This window comes from Streptomyces sp. NPDC059906 (genome assembly GCF_042730645.1).
Taxonomy (GTDB): Bacteria; Actinomycetota; Actinomycetes; order Streptomycetales; family Streptomycetaceae; genus Streptomyces; species Streptomyces rubrogriseus.
Map to the genome: position 1 here is coordinate 1 of NZ_JBHWKU010000062.1, position 15363 is coordinate 15363.

The 15363-nt window shown below is 70.5% G+C and carries 14 protein-coding genes, 1 rRNA gene and 1 riboswitch; of the genes, 2 read left to right on the plus strand and 13 right to left on the minus strand.

The window, feature by feature from the left end:
- Positions 1–196: 196 nt before the first annotated feature.
- Positions 197–793: a DUF1707 domain-containing protein gene (locus ACFV9J_RS40085; protein ID WP_385363117.1), complete on the minus strand. Its 597-nt coding sequence runs from the start codon at positions 791–793 to the stop codon at positions 197–199.
- A gap of 150 nt (positions 794–943) precedes the next feature.
- Here ACFV9J_RS40085 and ACFV9J_RS40090 point away from each other — a divergent pair, with 150 nt between their 5' ends.
- Complete coding sequence (locus ACFV9J_RS40090) at positions 944–1363, plus strand: molybdopterin-binding protein (protein WP_385363119.1); 420 nt, start codon at positions 944–946, stop codon at positions 1361–1363.
- Positions 1364–1429: 66 nt separating this feature from the next.
- On the opposite strand, the gene gcvP is transcribed toward ACFV9J_RS40090, so the two are convergent.
- Complete coding sequence (gene gcvP, locus ACFV9J_RS40095; protein WP_385363121.1) at positions 1430–4315, minus strand: aminomethyl-transferring glycine dehydrogenase; 2886 nt, start codon at positions 4313–4315, stop codon at positions 1430–1432.
- 177 nt (positions 4316–4492) lie between these two features.
- A riboswitch (glycine riboswitch) is annotated at positions 4493–4588 on the minus strand.
- A 150-nt stretch (positions 4589–4738) separates the two neighbouring features.
- Here gcvP and ACFV9J_RS40100 point away from each other — a divergent pair.
- Positions 4739–5116 (plus strand): PRC-barrel domain-containing protein, encoded by a 378-nt coding sequence (locus ACFV9J_RS40100; RefSeq protein WP_385363123.1) that lies wholly within the window; start codon positions 4739–4741, stop codon positions 5114–5116.
- Here ACFV9J_RS40100 and ACFV9J_RS40105 read toward each other — a convergent pair.
- From ACFV9J_RS40105 to rrf, 11 genes are all read right to left on the minus strand, one after another.
- A complete protein-coding gene (locus ACFV9J_RS40105; RefSeq protein ID WP_385363125.1) occupies positions 5032–6477 on the minus strand; it encodes a DNA polymerase IV in 1446 nt (481 codons plus the stop codon). The two genes, ACFV9J_RS40100 and ACFV9J_RS40105, sit on opposite strands and share 85 nt — an antisense overlap.
- A 64-nt stretch (positions 6478–6541) precedes the next feature.
- Positions 6542–7228 carry a MerR family transcriptional regulator gene (locus ACFV9J_RS40110; protein ID WP_385363127.1) on the minus strand — a complete coding sequence of 229 codons (687 nt, stop codon included), beginning with the start codon at positions 7226–7228 and terminating at the stop codon, positions 6542–6544.
- Between the two features lie 162 nt (positions 7229–7390).
- Positions 7391–7864, minus strand: a complete 474-nt coding sequence (locus ACFV9J_RS40115; RefSeq protein ID WP_003977444.1) for a bifunctional nuclease family protein — start codon at positions 7862–7864, stop codon at positions 7391–7393.
- 83 nt (positions 7865–7947) lie between these two features.
- On the minus strand, positions 7948–8688 hold the full coding sequence (locus tag ACFV9J_RS40120; protein WP_385363130.1) for a MerR family transcriptional regulator: 741 nt from the start codon (positions 8686–8688) through the stop codon (positions 7948–7950).
- A gap of 44 nt (positions 8689–8732) precedes the next feature.
- On the minus strand, positions 8733–9584 hold the full coding sequence (locus tag ACFV9J_RS40125; protein ID WP_385363139.1) for an FHA domain-containing protein: 852 nt from the start codon (positions 9582–9584) through the stop codon (positions 8733–8735).
- Positions 9585–9732: 148 nt separating this feature from the next.
- Positions 9733–10584: a DUF881 domain-containing protein gene (locus ACFV9J_RS40130; protein ID WP_385363141.1), complete on the minus strand. Its 852-nt coding sequence runs from the start codon at positions 10582–10584 to the stop codon at positions 9733–9735.
- A 5-nt stretch (positions 10585–10589) separates the two neighbouring features.
- Positions 10590–10922: a small basic family protein gene (locus ACFV9J_RS40135; RefSeq protein WP_003977440.1), complete on the minus strand. Its 333-nt coding sequence runs from the start codon at positions 10920–10922 to the stop codon at positions 10590–10592.
- On the minus strand, positions 10919–11824 hold the full coding sequence (locus tag ACFV9J_RS40140; protein WP_385363133.1) for a DUF881 domain-containing protein: 906 nt from the start codon (positions 11822–11824) through the stop codon (positions 10919–10921). The genes ACFV9J_RS40135 and ACFV9J_RS40140 overlap by 4 nt, the downstream gene beginning before the upstream one ends.
- 118 nt (positions 11825–11942) lie before the next feature.
- Positions 11943–14438 carry a sugar phosphate nucleotidyltransferase gene (locus ACFV9J_RS40145; protein ID WP_385363135.1) on the minus strand — a complete coding sequence of 832 codons (2496 nt, stop codon included), beginning with the start codon at positions 14436–14438 and terminating at the stop codon, positions 11943–11945.
- A gap of 112 nt (positions 14439–14550) precedes the next feature.
- Complete coding sequence (locus tag ACFV9J_RS40150; protein ID WP_385363137.1) at positions 14551–15159, minus strand: CDP-alcohol phosphatidyltransferase family protein; 609 nt, start codon at positions 15157–15159, stop codon at positions 14551–14553.
- A gap of 109 nt (positions 15160–15268) precedes the next feature.
- A 5S ribosomal RNA gene (gene rrf / locus ACFV9J_RS40155) occupies positions 15269–15363 on the minus strand; the annotation flags it as partial.

Here is a 15363-nt window from a genome sequence, read left to right on the forward strand (position 1 = left end):
ATCTCCACCACTCACTCAAGGGCGTGGGAGGTAAAAAAAACTCGCCGCACCGGCCCCAGACCCGAGTACGGCCAGTACGCGGGTCTGGGGCCGACACCCCCCCAGCCTCCGGCCGGGGGGACCCCCAGAGCACGCACCTGACGCCGCGCGGCCACCCACCGATCAGCCGCGTCAACAACCCTGCGAGTCCCTACACCTAGGTCCGGCGCCCGAGCCCGCGGCCCGGCGTGCGCACCACGACCTGGCCCCAGCTGATCGCCCCCGCGATCTCCACCCTCAGCTCCATGGGCGCCCCGGTGTCGACGCTCCGCGGCGTCTTCACCTCGGCGTAACTGGTCACCAGGGAGTCGGTGTCCACCACGATGCCGGGCCGGGTCACGACCCTCAGCGCCCCGGCCCGCATGTCCAGGTCGATGTGGAGGGTGTCGTGCGCGATCACGGCGCGGGCGAGGTCGAGGGTCACCTCGCCCCAGGCCGACCGAATCTCCATCCGCCGCGGGACCACCCAGCCCTCGCCCCGCCGGGTGGACGCCCCCTCCTGCTCGATGCGGACGACGTCCTTGGCCGCGACGACCGGGTGTCCGTCGACGGCCGTCGGCAGGTCGGCGGTGAGGGCGGCGAGCTCCTGCTGGGTGCGCGCGGTGAGCGCCGCGCCCACCCGCTCGTCCAGCTCCTCCGGGGTCAGCCGGCCATCGCCGGCGGCGGCGCTCAGTAGGTCCACGGCCCGGTCCCGGTCCGTGTGCGAGGCCCGGAGTGCGGGCATCCCGCCGTCCGGTGAGGGCTGCACCGACATAGCTCCACCCCGATCTCCCCGGGGCGTCCCGCGACCACCCCATCCACTGCGGCACACTAACGCTATATCGCGTTATACCCAACGGCCAACCCCCACGTCCGCCGGCTCTTCCCCGCGGCGCGACGCCCCGCACCGGGCTACGGTGCCCCCATGAGCCTGAGCATCCGCAACCAGCTCCCCGGCACCGTCACCGCCGTCACCCCGGGCGAGGCCATGGCGACGGTCGCCGTCCGTCTCTCCGGCGGCCAGGACCTCACCGCGGCGATCACCCGCGAGGCCGCCGAGGACCTGGCGCTCGCCCCCGGCACCGCCGTCCGGGCCCTGGTGAAGTCCACCGAGGTGGCTCTGGCCACCGGGCGCGTGGACGGGCTGTCCATCCGCAACCGGCTGCCGGGCACGGTCACCGCCCTCACCACCGGCGCCGCGATGGCCACGGTCGCGGTCGCCGTCGAGGGCGCCGAGCTGACCGCGGCCGTCACCCGGCAGTCCGCCGACGACCTGGGACTGTCCGTGGGCGCTCCCGTCGTCGCGCTGGTCAAGTCGACGGAGGTGTCGCTCGCCACGGCCTGAGACGCCGAGAGGCCCCGTCCGGGCACCGCGGCCCGGACGGGGCCTCTCTCACTTTCCTGGCGGGACTCAGTCCTCGTACGCGTCCAGCGGCGGGCAGGAGCAGACCAGGTTCCGGTCGCCGTATGCCTGGTCGATGCGGCGCACCGGCGGCCAGTACTTGTCGGAGGCGGACACCCCGGCCGGGAAGACGGCCTCCTCGCGCGTGTACGCGTGCTCCCACTCACCGCCGAGCGCGTCCGCGGTGTGCGGGGCGCCGCGCAGCGGGTTGTCCTCGGCGGGCCAGGCGCCGGAGCCGACCTTCTCGATCTCCGCGCGGATGGCGATCATCGCCTCGCAGAACCGGTCCAGCTCGGCCAGGTCCTCGGACTCGGTCGGCTCGATCATCAGCGTGCCGGCCACCGGGAAGGACATCGTCGGCGCGTGGAAGCCGTAGTCGATCAGCCGCTTGGCGACGTCGTCGACGCTGACGCCGGTGGCCTTGGTCAGCGGGCGCAGGTCGATGATGCACTCGTGCGCGACCAGCCCGCCGGGGCCGTTGTAGAGCACCGGGAAGTGCGGCTCCAGGCGCTTGGCGATGTAGTTGGCGGACAGCACGGCCACCTGCGTGGCGCGCTTGAGGCCCTCGCCGCCCATCAGGCGGACGTAGGACCAGGAGATCGGCAGGATGCCGGCCGAGCCCCACGGCGCCGCCGAGATCGGGCCGACGCCCGTCTGCGGACCGGCCGCGGGCTGCAGCGGGTGGTTGGGCAGGTACGGCGCCAGGTGCGACCGTACGCCCACGGGACCGACGCCGGGACCGCCGCCGCCGTGCGGGATGCAGAAGGTCTTGTGCAGGTTCAGGTGGGAGACGTCGCCGCCGAAGTGGCCGGGCTTGGCGAGGCCGACCAGGGCGTTGAGGTTGGCGCCGTCCACGTAGACCTGGCCGCCCGCGTCGTGCACCTGCGCGCAGATGTCGGCGACGTGCTCCTCGAACACGCCGTGCGTGGACGGGTAGGTGATCATCAGCACGGCCAGCTCGTCGCGGTGCTTCTCGATCTTGGCCCGCAGGTCCTCGACGTCGATCTCACCGTCCTCGGCGGTCTTGACGACGACGACCTTCATGCCGGCCATCACGGCGCTGGCGGCGTTGGTGCCGTGCGCGGAGGACGGGATGAGGCAGACGGTGCGCTGCTCGTCGCCGTTGGCCCGGTGGTAGCCGCGTACGGCGAGCAGGCCGGCGAACTCGCCCTGCGAGCCGGCGTTGGGCTGGAGCGAGACCTTGTCGTACCCGGTGACCTCGGCGAGCCGCTCCTCCAGCTCACGGATGAGGGTGAGGTAGCCCTGCGCCTGCTCGGCGGGCGCGAAGGGGTGCAGCGCGCCGAACTCGGGCCAGGTGACCGGCTCCATCTCGGTGGTCGCGTTGAGCTTCATGGTGCAGGAGCCCAGCGGGATCATGCCGCGGTCCAGCGCGTAGTCCCGGTCGGCGAGGCGGCGCAGGTAGCGCAGCATCGCGGTCTCGGAGCGGTGCTGGTGGAAGACGGGGTGGGTGAGGAAGTCGTCGGTGCGCAGCCGCGACTCGGGCAGCGTCTCCGCGGTCTCCGCGTCCAGCGACTCGATGTCGCCCTCGACGCCGAAGGCGTGCCACACGCCGCCGACCTGGGCGCGGGTGGTGGTCTCGTCGCAGGCGAACGACACGTGGTCGGCGTCGACGAGCCGCAGGTTGACGCCGTTCTCGCGGGCGGCGTGCACGGTCTCGGCGGCCCGGCCGGGCACCCGCGCGGTGACGGTGTCGAAGTAGGAGCCGTGGAGGATCTCGACGCCGCCCGCGGCGAGCCCGGCGGCCGTGATCGTGGCGTACCGGTGGGTGCGGCGGGCGATGGCCCGCAGGCCCTCGGGACCGTGATAGACGGCGTACATGCCGGCCATGACGGCGAGCAGCACCTGCGCGGTGCAGATGTTACTGGTGGCCTTCTCGCGGCGGATGTGCTGCTCGCGGGTCTGCAGGGCCAGGCGGTAAGCCTTGTTGCCGTCGGCGTCCACGGAGACGCCGACCAGGCGGCCGGGGAGGCTGCGGGCGAACTTCTCGTGCACCGCCATGTAACCGGCGTGCGGTCCGCCGAAGCCCATCGGCACGCCGAAGCGCTGGGTGGTGCCCACCGCGATGTCCGCGCCCAGCTCGCCGGGCGAGGTGAGCAGAGTGAGGGCGAGCAGGTCGGCGGCGACGGTGACGAGCGCGCCCAGCTCGTGCGCCCGGTCGATCACCGGCTTGAGGTCGCGGACGGCTCCGGAGGCGCCCGGGTACTGGATCAGGACGCCGTTGATCTCCCGCTCGGCCAGCTCGGCCGGGATGCCCTCGCTCAGGTCGGCGACGACGACCTCGACGCCGGTCGGCTCGGCGCGGGTCTGTATCACGGCGACGGTCTGCGGCAGGGCGTCCGCGTCGATGAGGAACAGGCCCTTCTTGTTCTTGCCCATGCGCCGGGAGAGGGCCATCGCCTCGGCGGCGGCGGTGCCCTCGTCGAGCAGCGAGGCGCCGGAGGTGGGCAGGCCGGTCAGCTCGGCGACCATCGTCTGGAAGTTCAGCAGGGCTTCGAGACGGCCCTGGGAGATCTCCGGCTGGTAGGGCGTGTACGCCGTGTACCAGGACGGGTTCTCCATGACGTTGCGCAGGATCACCGGCGGGGTGAAGGTGCCGTAGTAGCCGAGGCCGATCATGGAGTCGAGGACCTGGTTGCGGTCGGCGAGCGAGCGAAGCTCGGCCAGCACCTCCGCTTCGGAGCGCGCGCCCGGCAGGTCCAGCGCGTCGGCGTTCTTGATCACATCCGGCACTGCGGCGGCCGTCAGTTCGTCGAGCGAACCGTAACCGACCTGCGCGAGCATCTTGGCCCGGGCCTCGTGGTCGGGGCCGATGTGGCGCTGCTCGAAGGGCATGGCCTGTTCGAGTTCGGAGAGCGGAGTGCGATGGGCGGTCATTGCGGAGGCCTCCTGGTCTGACGACCTTCGAGGGGCACCACGGCGCGGGTACCCGGACGGCCTCCCCCTCTGTCATCTCAACCTGAGAGCTTCACCGGGCGAGCCCTGGGGCTCTCCCGGCTTTCACCGTCGGTGAGAGCGGAAGCCGTCGACACCCGCCCTGCTTTCCAGAGTGACCTCGTCCGTGCGGTACGTGAGCCTGAGAGATTCCGGGGAGGATTTGCTCCTTCGGCGCCTCCGGTGGTGTCCGGAGGACTCTCCCGCGCGGGGTCAGCAGCCGTTTGCCAGCGTACCAGCGAGGTCGCCGCACGGACTTCGAGTGGCCGACCGGGCATTTGTGCTCTTTTGTAGTACTTACGGATGATTAGGCGGCTGGTGTGCGACCCCAGTCCGGCCCAGTGGTGCGATCAAGTGGAGGGCCCCGTGCGTACTGACATCGATCCGCGGAACCTGATCGGCCGCAAGGCGTTCGACCGCGACGGCACCAGGATCGGCACCGTGGACGAGGTCTACCTCGACGATGCCACCGGCGTCCCCGAGTGGGCGGCGATACGAACCGGTCTCTTCAGCAGGGACGCCTTCGTCCCGCTGGAGCCCAGCGAGCTGGTCGACGGCGCCCTGCGCGTGCCCTTCGACCGGGTGCTGATCAAGGAGGCGCCCGACTTCGGCGTCGGCCGCCACCTCTCGCCGGAACAGGAACTCCAGCTCTACCACCACTACGGCCTGGACGTCTCGGCCGCTCCGCCGCCTCCCGACCACGACTTCGGCAAGCTGGCCGGCAAGGGCAACGACGACGGCTGACCACCCTCGCCACCCTCGCCGCCCTCCGTGCCGGCGACCAGCGGCAGCGGATCCGCCGGTGTCAGCTCCGGGTCGTCCACCGGGAAGGTCCGCACCCGCCCGACCTCCGAGTACGGCGTCTCGAAGCGCACGGTGACCCGCCCGAGACCGCTGCCCTGGACCCACCCGTGCCCCAGCTCCGTATGCCGTACGTCGTGCCCCGAGGGCCACCGGCGCTCGGCGGGCGTGGGGGCGTGCTCCTCGGCGGGCTCGGTCCCGGGCTCCTCGGCCGGTTCCTCCGCCCGGTCCCCCGCCGCCTGCGCGAACAGGTCCTCCTGCGTGTAGTCGGCGAGCCCGCTGACACCCACCCCGAGCAGCCGCACGCCGCCCGTGGTGTCCACCGCGTCCAGCAGTCTGGCGGCCGCCTCCCGCACCACCGCGGGATCGTCGGTGGGGCCGCGCAGGGTCTCGGAGCGCGTGAGCGTGGAGAAGTCGTATCTGCGCACCTTGAGCACGATGGTCCGCCCGGACAGACCGGAGGCGCGCAGCCGCCGCACGCAGCGGTCCGCCAGCCGCCCCACCTCGACGCCGACCCGCACCCGGTCGTGGATGTCCACGTCGTAGGTGTCCTCCACGGACACCGACTTGGTCTCCCGCTCGGCCACCACCGGACGCTCGTCCCGTGCCAGCGCCATGGCGTACAGCGCGTGGCCGTGCGCCTTGCCCAGCAGCCGCACCAGCTCGTCCTCGCCCGCCTCGGCGATCTCGCCGACCGTGGTGATCCCCGCCCGCCGCAGATGGTCTCCCGTGGCCGGCCCCACCCCGGGCAGCGTCCGCACCGTCATCGGCTCCAGCATGGCCCGCTCGGTCCCCGGCGGGATGAGCACCAGTCCGTCGGGCTTGGCCGCCTCCGAGGCGATCTTGGCGAGCATCTTGGAGGCGGCGAGGCCCACGGAACCGGTGAGGCCGGTGACGGTGCGGATGTCGGTGCGCAGCTTCGCCCCGGCCGCGCGCGCCGACTCCGCGTCCCGGGCCGCCCCGCCGGCGTCCAGGTCCACGAAGGCCTCGTCCAGGCTCAGCGGCTCCACCAGCGGCGACAGCTCCCGCAGCAGCCGCATCACCTGCTCGCTGATAGACCGGTAGAGCTCGAAGCGCGGCACGAGGTAGGCGGCGTGCGGCGCGAGCCGGCGGGCCTGGCCCATCGGCATCGCGGAGTGCACCCCGAACACCCGCGCCTCGTACGAGCAGGTGGCGACCACACCGCGCGGTCCGAGGCCGCCCACCACGACGGCCTTCCCGCGCAGGCTCGGCTTGGACGCCTGCTCCACCGAGGCGAAGAAGGCGTCCATGTCGAGATGCAGGATCGTGGGCGCGGTTCTCACATCTCCGATGCTGCCCTACGCCACTGACAATGCCCTCACCGGACGGCTGTGGGGCGCGGCGGGGTCAGACCGCCCGGTTGCTCCGCCGCCGGGCCAGTTCGTCGGCCGGATTGTGCCCGACCAGGGTCTCCCCCGTGTCGATCCGCTCGCCGTGCAGCTGGGACAGCGCGCTCTCCACGTCCCGCCACACCACGCCGACGGCGATCCCGAAGATGCCCTGCCCGCCCTGGAGCAGGGCGTGCACCTCCTCGGGCGAGGTGCACTCGTGGACGGTGGCGCCGTCGCTCATCAGCGTCATCCGCTCCAGGTCGCGAAAGCCGCGCTCCCTGAGGTGCTGGACGGCGGTGCGGATGTTCTGCAGGGACACACCGGTGTCGAGGAAGCGTTTGACGATCTTCAGCACGACCACGTCGCGGAAGCTGTACAACCGCTGCGTCCCGGACCCGTGCGCGGGCCGCACGCTGGGCTCGACGAGGCCCGTGCGGGCCCAGTAGTCGAGTTGCCGGTAGGTGATGCCGGCGGCCGCGCAGGCCGTCGGCCCGCGGTAGCCGATCTGCTCGGACGCCATGGACGTCGCCCCTCCGCTGGTCGGCACGGCTGCCGGTCGCTGCGGACCGGAATCGGCCGCAACACCGTGCTGGGCGTGGCCCGCGCCTGCGCGAAGCCGGGAACCCGGGGGCGGGTACGGACCGCCTGCCCCGAGGCTGTGCCCGGGGCCACCCCCAACCGTACCGTCGCCGCTGATTCTCACGCCGACCTCCGTCCTTGACCTGCCTCCTCGAAGGTAGGCAGTCACCAAGGGTGCGTCAACGATCGCCACACTCGGCACGCCGAGTGATAATCACCCTACGAGTGGTTTCCCGTGTCCGATACCGGGAAAGGCTAGCCGGATGTGCCCGTACGGGCCCGCGTCTCACTGATTGCTGGTCCCGAAGTCCTCGGGTGAGATCTGGTCGAGGAACTCGCGGAACTTCTCCACCTCGTCCTCCTGCTCGTCCGGAATGGCGATACCGGCGTCGTCGAGGACCGTGTCGCTGCCGTAGATCGGCGTACCGGTGCGCAGGGCCAGCGCTATGGCGTCGGACGGCCTGGCGCTGACCTCGACCCCGCTCGCGAAGACCAGCTCGGCGTAGAAGACCCCGTCGCGCAGGTCGGTGATGCGTACTTCGGAGAGCTCCTGGCCGACGGCTTCCAGCACGTCCTTGAAGAGGTCGTGGGTCAGCGGCCGTGCGGGAGCCATGCCCTGCTGGGCGAAGGCGATCGCCGTCGCCTCCCCCGGTCCGATCCAGATGGGAAGGTAACGGTCGCCGCCCACCTCGCGCAGCAGCACGATCGGCTGGTTGGAGGGCATCTCGACCCGGACACCTACGACATCGAGCTCGTTCACACAGCAACCCTAGGCCGTGCCCGGGACGTTTGGGTAGTCGGGCCGGGATCGGGTGGGCGATCCGGGTAGCCGGCCCGCCCGTTTCAGGGCAGCCGCACGCCGAGAGCGGTCTGCACCAGCGCCGCGTGCAGTTTCACCGCGAGTCCCGCCAGCTCCTTGGTGCGGGCTTCCGCGTGTGCCCTGGTCTGCGGGTTGCGGTGGCGCTTCAACGGAGCCACCACCTGGTCCACGAGCCCGGCCTCGCGGTCGGCGGCGGCCTTCATCACCCGCAGGTGCCGCGGCTCGATCCCGAACCGCCCCAGCTGCACCACCAGCGACGCCACGGTGACCGACTCGGCGTCGTACGCCCCGTCGGGCAGCGGGACGAGGAGTCCGTACGACTCCCACTCCTTCAGCTCCTGCTCGTCGATCCCGGCCGTGGCCAGCAGCTCGTCCCGCCCGATCCGGGCCACGGTCGGGCTCTCGGCGGGCTCGGGCGCGGCCGCCTCCCCGTCCCGCTGCCGGCCGACCCGCGGCAGCGCCACGGCCTCGCCGCGCTCCACGGCGTCCAGGTGCTCACGGATCACCTTGAGCGGCAGATAGTGGTCCCGCTGCATGCGCAGCACCTGGCCGAGGCGCTCGACGTCGTGCGCGCCGAACTTGCGATATCCGGCCGGGGTCCGCCGCGGCTCGACGAGGCCCTCCGACTCCAGGAAACGGATCTTGGAGATGGTGATGTCGGGGAACTCGTCACGCAGCGCGCTCAGCACTGCGCCGATGCTCATCAGCCCACTGTCCGTGGCGGCGGCGCCTTGCCCGGCACCGCCGCTCGGTGTTTGAAACATGGACCTTCCCTGGAGGTTCCCCGGGCGGACGGCCCGGGGGCGGGTCAGTAACCCCGCTGGCTCGCGTAGAACACCAGCCGGTACTTGCCGATCTGCACCTCGTCACCGTTCGACAGGGCGACCTGGTCGATGCGCTCCCGGTTGACGTAGGTGCCGTTCAGGCTGCCGACGTCGGCGACCGTGAAGGAACCGTCCGGGCTGCGGCGGAACTCCACGTGCCGGCGCGAGACCGTCACGTCGTCCAGGAAGATGTCGCTCTGCGGATGACGCCCGGCGGTGGTCAGCTCGCCGTCCAGCAGGAAGCGGCTGCCCGAGTTCGGACCGCGGCGCACGACCAGGAGGGCGGAGCCCAGCGGCAGCGCGTCCACGGCCGCCTGCGCCTCGGGAGAGAGCGCCGGCATCGCCGTCTGGCCGGTGACCTCGGCGTCGTAGGCCTCCAGACCGGAGATGGAGATCGTGGAGGTCGTCTCGGAGGCACGCTCCGGGACCGCGCCGGGCCGCAGCGGAGCCCCGCAGTTGGAGCAGAAACGGCTGTTCTCCGCGTTGCGGTTGCCGCACCTCGTGCAGACCAGGGCCGACATGGACGGATCCTCCTGCCGCGACTGCCCCGCCGGGGCGTTCGACGCGTACGGGTCGGGGGTGAACCCTCCACCCGCACCCGGGGCCGAGGGCTGGCCGAAACCTATGCCGCCGGACTGAGCAGGGTCAACAGACGGCGCGCCCGGACCACCCACCTGGTCCCGGTACATCGGGCGTCCGCCCTCCGCGTCGGGCTGTGCGCGATGGCGGGCGGTCGCGTTGTCGCCGCTGCCCTCTCGCGCGCTCTTGCCGAACAACTTCGCAAACAACTTCACGGGCGATTCCCCTTGACCGAAACAGACCCGCCCGTGGGGCAGGACGAACCCTTACTGAACGCACTGGCCGACCCGGACACCTTCACAACGTCCGTCTCCACCAGACAGTTTCCACCACGCACCACCCAATCGGTGCGCCGACCCCCCGCAACCTCATGCCCTCGCCGGACGCCCCCCATGCACCGCCGGTTCACTGGGAGGACGACCGAGCGTAGTCAGGCCGCTCCGCCGCTCGCAAGGCGTCCACGACGATCTTGCTCGACCGCTCAACAGTAACGGTGGCCTGTTCCTTCTCCAGAGTCTGCACCACTCCTCCAGGAATGTTGAGAGCCGGTTCGAGGTCCTGCGGCTTGCCGATGACCTGGAAACGATAGGGCGCGTTGATCTTGTTCCCGTCGACGCTGACGGACTTGTCCACGTCCGCGAGATACGTGCCGGCGACGACCCGCACACCGTTCACCTGGATCGCCTCCGCACCCGCCGCGCGCAGCTCCTGGATGGCGTCGAGCAGCATGTCCGCCTCGACCGTCCCCTTCGTGTCCTCGATGGTCACCGTGATGCCGGGCCCCTGTGCGGCCACGGTGCCCGCGAGGATGCCCAGTTGCCGCTCCTTCTCGAGCGTCTGCTTGCGGGCCTCCTCCGCCTGGTCGGAGCTGTTCTCCAGCTCGTCGCGCTGCTTCTCGAGGCCCTGCTTCTCGTCTTCAAGACGCTGAGTACGGTCGTCCAGTTCATCCAGGATGCGGACCAGATCCTCCTGGCGGGCGCCCCGCAGCGCGCTGTCGCTGTCGCTGTTGGACGCCACCTGGACCGCGAGGCCGAAGCCGAGCCCGAACAGGAGCAGGGCGACGATCAGTTGGGCCCGCGTCAGGCGCGGCGGCCACAGCCCCTTCAGGAGCCGCTGCCTGCCGGTCGCTCCGTTCCGCTCCCCCCGCGCCGCCCCCGGGCCGCCCGCGGGGTCGTCCGCCGACGGGGACCGCGAGGGCGGCACCTCGTCCGGCAGTTCCTTGCGCAGCCTGTTCGCGGACTGCTCGTCGTCGTTCATCGGCCTCATGCCCGGAAGACGTGGCGTCGGATCGCCGCGGCGTTGGAGAAGATACGGATGCCGAGGACCACCACGACGCCGGTGGACAGCTGGGCTCCGACGCCCAACTTGTCGCCCAGGAACACGATCAGTGCGGCCACGACCACGTTCGACAGGAACGACACCACGAAGACCTTGTCGTCGAAGATGCCGTCGAGCATGGCCCGCAGACCACCGAAGACGGCGTCCAGCGCCGCCACGACGGCGATCGGAAGATACGGCTCCACGGCCGCCGGCACCTCGGGCCGGACCAGCAGTCCGGCCACGACTCCCACGACGAGGCCCAGTACGGCGATCACGATGTGCCCTTCTCGGTTATCGGCTGTGCTGTACGTACGATCACACTCGGTGCGGCCGGCAGCTTGAGGTCGTCCGCGACGGAGATGGCGGTCCGGATGCCGTAGCTCTCCTCCAGGGCATGCAGGTACAGCCCGTCCGCGCTGTCCTGGAAGCCCCTGCTCAGCCGCTCGCCGTCGCCCACCGCGAGCACCGTGTACGGCGGCACCAGCGGCCTGTTGTCGACCAGTATCGCGTCACCGGCGGCCCTGATCGCCGACAGCGCGGTCAGCCGCTGCCCGTTGACGGAGATCGCCTCGGCGCCCGACTCCCACAGCCCGTTCACCACGCGCTGCATGTCCCGGTCCCGCACCCGTCCCGTGTCGGAGAACCCGGAGGTGCCGCGCGGCTGCCCGTCGGCCCCCGTACCGACGTCCTCGGCATCGTTCACCACGAGCTTCACGCCGGGACCGTGCACCTCCACCGCGCCCGACAGGATCCCCACCAGGTCGGACCGGTCGCCGTCGCCGCTCTTCTCCAGCGCCTCGCGCCGGCGGGCGTCCACGTCGTCGCGCAGCTCGTCGACGCTCTTCTCCAGCTCGTCGGCCGCCGAGGTCTCCCCCTCTATGCGGTCGACCAGCTCTTCACGCTCCTTGGCGACGACCGGAGCGGCGACCCGTGCCTGGGCCGCCCCGACCGTCACGACCAGGGCCGCGAGGACCAGACCGGCCGCCAGGCCCAGCTTGGCGCGCAGTGTCTTGGGCATGCCCCCGCTGCCGTCGGCCTTCTTCCGCGCGGCGGCCTCGGCGTATCCGTCGTCGAGGCTGTGGTCCATGACGTTCGTGAGCAGCGACATGGACGCGTCCGGGCGCACGGGCCGCGAGGGTGTGCTCCGAACGGGGGGTGGCTGCGGCATGCCGCACATCGTCGCACGCCACCGCCACTACCTCCGAACGGCCCCACCGGCGTGCCGGACCGGCCCCCTTGGGGACACTTGTCCGGCACGCGCGCGTGCGGTGTGTTCTCAGCGACCAGGCGTGTTCTCAGCGGCCCGCGCTGTCCACCACCGCGGCCCACTCGTCCAGCAGCGCCTGCGCGGAGGCGTCGTCGGGGCCCTCCGCCCACAGATGGGTGACCGCCTCCGCGGGGTCGGGCAAAACCATCACCCAGCGCCCGTCGGTCTCGACCACCCGCACCCCGTCCGTGGTGTCCACGAACCGGTCCCCGGCCGCCTCGACGACCCGCCGCATCACCAGGCCCTTGACCGCCCACGGAGTGGCCAGATCACGCTTGAGGACGTGGGCCCGCGGGATCCGCGCGTCGATCTGGCTCAGCGTGAGCTGCGTGCGCGCGACCAGCCCGATCAGCCGCACGAAGGCCGCCGTGCCGTCGTACACACTGCTGAACTCGGGGACGATGAAGCCGCCCTTGCCGTCTCCGCCGAAGATCGCGCCTTCCTCGCCCCCCACCCGCGTCAGGTCGTCCGGGGAGGTGGTCGTCCACTCGACCTGCGTGCCGTGGTACGCGGCGACCTGCTCGGCAATCCTGGTGGTCGTCACCGGGAGCGCCACCCGGCCGCTGCGCCGCTCGGCCGCGATCAGGTCGAGCATCACCAGCAGCGCCCGGTCGTCCTCGATGATGCGGCCCTTCTCGTCGACGAGCGACAGCCGTTCACCGACGGGGTCGAACCGCACGCCGAACGCGGCCCGCGAGGACGCCACGATCTCCCCGAGGCGCACCAGACCGGACCGCCGCACGTCGGCCGACTCGGTGGGCCTGGCCTCGTCGAGACCGGGATTGATCGTCAGGGAGTCGACGCCGAGCTTCCCGAGCAGGCTCGGCAGCACCAGCCCCGCGCTGCCGTTGGAGGCGTCGACGACCACCTTGAGCCCGGACTCCGCGATGCCGGTGATGTCGACGTTGCGCAGCAGGGACCCGGTGTAGGAGTCGAACACGCTGGACGGGAAGTGCAGGTCCCCGATCTCGCCGGGGAACGCCCGCCGGTACTCCTGCCGCGCGAACACCCGGTCCAGCTTCCGCTGGCTGCCCTGCGACAGGTCGGCGCCCTGACCGTCGAAGAACATGATGTCGACGGAGTCCGGCACCCCCAGGGTGGTCCGGATCATGATCCCGCCGGCACTGCCCCGCGCGGTCTGCTGCCGCGCCACGGGCAGGGGTACGTTCTCCAGGTCGCGTACGTCGATGGCGCTGGCCTGCAGCGCGGAGATCACCGCCCGCTTCAGCGCACGGGCGCCACGGGAGTGGTCGCGGGCCGTGGTGACGGTGGACCCCTTCTTCAGGGTCGTCGCGTACGCACCGGCCAGCCGCACGGCCAGCTCCGGAGTGATCTCCACGTTCAGGATGCCGGAGACCCCGCGCGCACCGAAGAGGTGCGCCTGCCCGCGGGACTCCCAGATCACCGAGGTGTTGACGAAGGCACCGGCCTCGATCGTCTTGAACGGGTAGACCCGCACGTTGCCCTGGATGATCGATTCTTCACCGACCAGGCACTCGTCGCCGATGACCGCGCCGTCCTCGATCCGCGCGGCGCGCATGATGTCGGTGTTCTTGCCGACCACACAGCCCCGCAGATTGCTGTGCGGTCCGACGTACACGTTGTCGGCGACCACGGCCTTGTGCAGGAAGGCCCCGCTCTTGACGACGACGTTGGACCCGATCACCGTGTGTTCGCGGATCTCGGCGCCGGCCTCGACCTTGGCGTAGTCGCCGACGTACAGGGGCCCGCGCAGCACCGCGTCGGGGTGCACCTCCGCACCCTCGGCCACCCAGACGCCGGGCGAGATCTCGAAGCCGTCGATGTCGACGTCAACCTTGCGCTCCAGAACATCGGCCTGAGCCTTCACATAGCTCTCGTGGGTACCGACGTCCTCCCAGTAGCCCTCGGCGACATAGCCGTAGACGGGCTTGCCTTCCTTCATCAACTGCGGGAAGACGTCACCGGACCAGTCCACGGGCACATCGGGGTCGACATAGTTGAAGACCTCGGGCTCCATGACGTAGATCCCGGTGTTCACGGTGTCCGAGAAGACCTGGCCCCAGGTCGGCTTCTCCAGGAAGCGCTCGACCTTGCCCTCTTCGTCGACGATGGTGATACCGAATTCCAGCGGGTTGGGCACGCGCGTCAGACACACGGTGACGAGCGAGCCCTTTTCCTTGTGGAAGTTGATCAGGTCGGTGAGGTCGAAGTCGGTCAGGGCATCGCCGGAAATGACGAGGAAGGCGTCGTCCTTCAATGCCTCCTCGGCGTTCTTGACGCTTCCGGCGGTACCGAGTGGCTTCTCCTCGTTGGCATAGGTGAGCTCCATTCCGAGCTCCTCGCCGTCACCGAAGTAGTTCTTGACCAGTGAGGCCAGGAACTGGACGGTCACGACGGTCTCATTGAGCCCATGCCTTTTGAGCAGCCGAAGAACGTGCTCCATGATCGGCCGGTTGACCACCGGCAGGAGCGGCTTGGGCATGCTCGAGGTCATGGGACGAAGGCGTGTGCCTTCGCCTCCAGCCATCACGACGGCCTTCATGTCGGAAGCGTCCTCCTCTGAGAGACGACGGTTTAGCCGACTTCACCCGTCCAGGGTCCCGCACTTTTCCAGCGCGGGCCATCCGGCCACCGGGACCGCACAATCAGCGAGTTCAATCGGCTGCGACGTCCGCACGAACCAGGCGGCGGACCTGCACCACGTAGAGAACACCTGCCCACCAATACAGGGTTGTACCCCATCCGGCGAACGCCCATCCGAAGACGGCGGCGAGTGACGCGATCCATCCGCTGCCGTCGCTCAGCAGAAGCAGCGGGAAGGCGTACATGAGGTTGAAGGTGGCGGCCTTGCCCAGGAAGTTCACCTGCGGCGGAGGATAGCCGTGCCGCCGGAGGATGCCCACCATCACCAGCAGCATCGCTTCCCTGGCAAGCAGTACAAGGGTCAACCAGAGCGGGAGAATCTCGCGCCAGGTGAGACCCACCAGCGTGGAGAGGATATAGAGCCGGTCGGCCGCCGGGTCCAGGAACCGGCCGAGGCTGCTGATCTGATTCCAGCGCCGCGCGAGCTTTCCGTCCAGGTAGTCGCTGACCCCGCTGAGGGCCAGCACCAACAGCGCCCAACCGTCGCTCTGCGGGCCGCCGAACTCGGGCCGCAGGATGAGCCACAGGAACAGGGGCACGCCGGCCAGGCGCGCCATGCTGAGGATGTTCGGGATGGTGAGGACCCGGTCGGTCTGCACGCGGGTCTCCTGGACCTCCACGCGGGGGCCTCCTGGGGGAAACGAGCCAATGATGCTCACTGACCTTACCTCAACGCAAAAAAGCTCCGGCTCTTGGGCTGTGTGCCCAAGAGCCAGAGCTCTAAAAGGAGTTCGGCGGCGTCCTACTCTCCCACAGGGTCCCCCCTGCAGTACCATCGGCGCTGTAAGGCTTAGCTTCCGGGTTCGAAATGTAACCGGGCGTTT

What these genes read in the sequence shown, in the direction of transcription:
- ACFV9J_RS40085 (WP_385363117.1), bottom strand. Translation starts at nt 793, where the DNA reads ATGTCGGTGCAGCCCTCACCGGACGGCGGGATGCCCGCACTCCGGGCC.
- ACFV9J_RS40130 (WP_385363141.1), bottom strand. Translation starts at nt 10,584, where the DNA reads ATGAACGACGACGAGCAGTCCGCGAACAGGCTGCGCAAGGAACTGCCG.
- ACFV9J_RS40090 (WP_385363119.1), top strand. Translation starts at nt 944, where the DNA reads ATGAGCCTGAGCATCCGCAACCAGCTCCCCGGCACCGTCACCGCCGTC.
- ACFV9J_RS40145 (WP_385363135.1), bottom strand. Translation starts at nt 14,438, where the DNA reads ATGAAGGCCGTCGTGATGGCTGGAGGCGAAGGCACACGCCTTCGTCCC.
- gcvP (WP_385363121.1), bottom strand. Translation starts at nt 4,315, where the DNA reads ATGACCGCCCATCGCACTCCGCTCTCCGAACTCGAACAGGCCATGCCC.
- ACFV9J_RS40140 (WP_385363133.1), bottom strand. Translation starts at nt 11,824, where the DNA reads ATGTGCGGCATGCCGCAGCCACCCCCCGTTCGGAGCACACCCTCGCGG.
- ACFV9J_RS40120 (WP_385363130.1), bottom strand. Translation starts at nt 8,688, where the DNA reads ATGTTTCAAACACCGAGCGGCGGTGCCGGGCAAGGCGCCGCCGCCACG.